2 protein-coding genes are annotated in these 3208 nt (G+C 42.9%); one reads left to right on the top strand and one right to left on the bottom strand.

Annotation, left to right across the window (positions count from 1 at the left end):
• Nucleotides 1-1473: PspC-like choline-binding domain-containing protein (locus tag GPK90_RS10230; protein ID WP_215702878.1), on the top strand; the 1473-nt coding region annotated here is incomplete at its 5' end.
• 226 nt (nt 1474-1699) lie between these two features.
• Here the strand turns inward: GPK90_RS10230 and GPK90_RS10225 are convergent.
• A partial coding sequence (locus tag GPK90_RS10225; RefSeq protein ID WP_215702877.1) for a PspC-like choline-binding domain-containing protein occupies nt 1700-3208 on the bottom strand: 1509 nt, incomplete at its 5' end.

The following is a 3208-nucleotide window of genomic DNA, read 5'->3' as shown; positions in this document are numbered from 1 at the left end:
GAGTGGTATTGCTACGACAAGAACGGTGACGCATACGAGAACGTATTCTGCTCCAGCAATGGTAAAGAGTACTACGTAGGAGACGACGGACAGCTCGTTCGTTCCGAGTGGGTTGATTACGATGGTTCTTACTACTTCGTAAACAGCAGCGGTGCAAAGATCACAAACGACTGGAGATTAACAACTCCGTATGATGATGACACAGCTGATGAGGAGTGGTACTACTTCAAGTCCAATGGTAAGAGAGCTGAGAACGAGAAGATCACTTACAAAGGAAAAACATATTACTTCGATACAGATGGAAAGATGCTCACAGGCTGGGTAACAACTGGTGACGGCGCAACATCCGTTAACGAAGCTACCGGTTATGAGAAAGACCACACATTCTACTGCGACGAGACAGGTGCTCGTGTAGAGGGTGCTTGGGTTAAAGACACAGAGCCGGGCACAGATGATGACGATGCAGATGCAGATGAGTACTGGTACTACTTAAAGAAAGCTACCGGTAAGCCGGCAACAGGCAAGCAGTCCAATATCAATGGTCAGATTTACCTCTTCAACGAGGAAGGTCAGATGCAGTATGGTTGGGTAGCTCGTTCTGATTCTTCCACAAAGAACTTTGTTCAGTTAGATAAGGAAGACGAAGAGCAGGATATGATCCTCTTAAGCGAGTATGCAGACAGCGAAGTTTACTACTGTGGTGATGAGGATGACGGACACGCAAAGAAGAATAAATGGTTAAAGACATGGCTTCCGAGCGATACAGAAGAAGAGGAAGATGATAAAGAGTGGTTCTGGTTTGACAAGAACGGTAAACTCTACAGAGCATCTGGTTCTGACGCTACTGTTAAAGCTCAGAAGTATAAACTCGAAGAGGGTGACCTCGTTTATGATGGCGGTAGCATTACTGGCGTAGAGAAGAAGAAAGTTAACTCCAAGGATTACTGGTTCAGACCGGATGGTGTTATGCTTGCTAAGTTCTACATGATTGATGATAACATGTACTACTTCGGTGGATCTGATGACGGTTCCATGAAGACTGGTTCTCAGACAGTAAAAGACAACACTGGTGATTCCTATAAGTTCTACTTCTATACAAAAGATACTTATGGATACAAGAAGGGTGCCGGTGTAGTAGGTAACCAGAGCAACAAGCTTTACTACTATGGTATGCTTATTCAGGCTGATGATTACAAATATCAGTTAGCTACAATCGCAAAAGATGGCGTAGATTACAGCTTCATCGTTAACTCCAATGGTACAATTCAGCACTCCAAGAGCACTGAGTATAAAGAGGATGGCGATGTATTAATCGCAACAGGTATTAAGGATGCATCTGGAAAAGCTACAGAGACTAAGTTTGTAGAAAACGGTCAGTTCAAGTATGCAATCAGCAATGAAGCTAACAACTGGGATACTGTATCTAAGAATGTTGCTGACATTGATATGAGTGGTTTCGTTCAGGGTAAGTAATCCAAGCGATTGATTAAAATTAGAAATTCTAATTGCAAACATGATGGGCAGGAAGTGATTCCTGCCCATTTTTTGCGTAATTTTTGTATAAACGTAAACAGACGGAGAAAAATCTTCGCCTAAATTGTGTAATTAGCACTCATATAGCAAAATCAGGCAGGGAAATAATCCCTGCCTGAAATCGTTTTGCAATTAGAATTTCTAATTCAAGATATTATTGAATATATTACTGGAAGAATTTTCCAAGATCTACATCGATAACATCTTTCTTGATAGTATTTGTATCTTCGATAGCATATTTAGCCTGACCATCTTTTACGAATGTTGTCGGAATAACAACGTCCTTACCATCTTTGTCTTTCTTGGTATAAGCGCCAGTCTTAACTAATACATCGCCGTCTTCCTTATACTCTGTATTTGCAGAGTGCTGGATTGTACCATTGGAGTTAACGATGAAGCTGTAATCAGTACCATTAATCGTAATTGTAGCTACCTGATACTTGTAATCATCAGCCTGAATCTGAAGTCCATACCAGTAAAGCTTGTTGCCCTGATTACCAACTACACCAGCGCCCTTGCTAAGACCGTGCTTATCACCATTCGGAGTCTTGTAGGATGTAGCCTGATCTTTTGTATAGAAGTAGAACTTGTAAGTATCACCAGTATTGTCCTTAATGGACTGGGAACCAGTCTTCATGGAACCGTCATCGGATCCACCGAAGTAGTACATAGCATCGTTGATTAAGTAGAACTTAGAAAGCATTACGCCATCTTTTGTGAACCAGTAATCCTTGGAGTTAACTTTCTTCTTGGAGATAACACCTGTGGATTCATCAGCATCTTTCTTAAGAGTACCCTCATCAAGTTTGTACTTCCAAGCGTCAGATGCTGTTACAGAACCATTCTTTTCTCCGCCTCTGAAGAGTTTACCGTCCTTATCGAACCAGAACCACTCTTTGTCATCATCCTCTTCAGATGTGTTGTCTGGAAGCCATGTCTTTGTCCACTTATTCTTTTTAGCGTGTCCGTCGTCCTCATCGCCGCAGTAGTAAACAGCTGCATCTCCTGCTGCGCCCATAGGCTTCTCATCATCTTCTTTATCGAGCTGAACAAACTTAGCGCCGTTCGTATCTGTAGCAGCTACCCAACCATGCTGCATCTGACCTTCATTATTGAAGAGGTAGATCTGACCGTTGATGTTGGACTGTTTGCCTGTTGCCGGCTTACCGGTTGTTTCCTTTAAGTAGTACCAGTACTCATCCTCATCAGCGCTGTCATCAGATACTCCCGGAGCTGTATCCTTAATCCATGCACCCTCTACACGAGCACCTGTCTCGTCACAGTAGAATGTATGACCATCCTCGAAGCCTGTTGCTTCGTTAACGTTTTCTTTTTTGTCACTTGTTGTTGTTACCCAACCTGTGAGCATCTTTCCGTCTGTATCGAAATAGTAAGTTTTTCCTTTGTAAGTAACCTTTTCGCCTTCAGCTCTCTTACCGTTGGACTTGAAGTAGTACCACTCCTCATCAGCGCTGTCATCATCGTACGGAGTTGTTAATCTCCAGTCGTTTGTGATCTTAGCACCGCTGCTGTTTACGAAGTAGTAAGAACCATCGTACTCAACCCACTCGGAACGAACAAGCTGTCCATCCTCACCTACGTAGTACTCTTTACCATTGCTGGAGCAGAATACGTTCTCGTATGCGTCACCGTTCTTGTCGTAGCAATACCACTC

Source organism: Clostridium sp. MCC344, assembly GCF_018785365.1.
Taxonomy (GTDB): domain Bacteria; phylum Bacillota; class Clostridia; order Lachnospirales; family Lachnospiraceae; genus Pilosibacter.
This window is presented reverse-complemented; position numbering and strand designations above follow the sequence as displayed.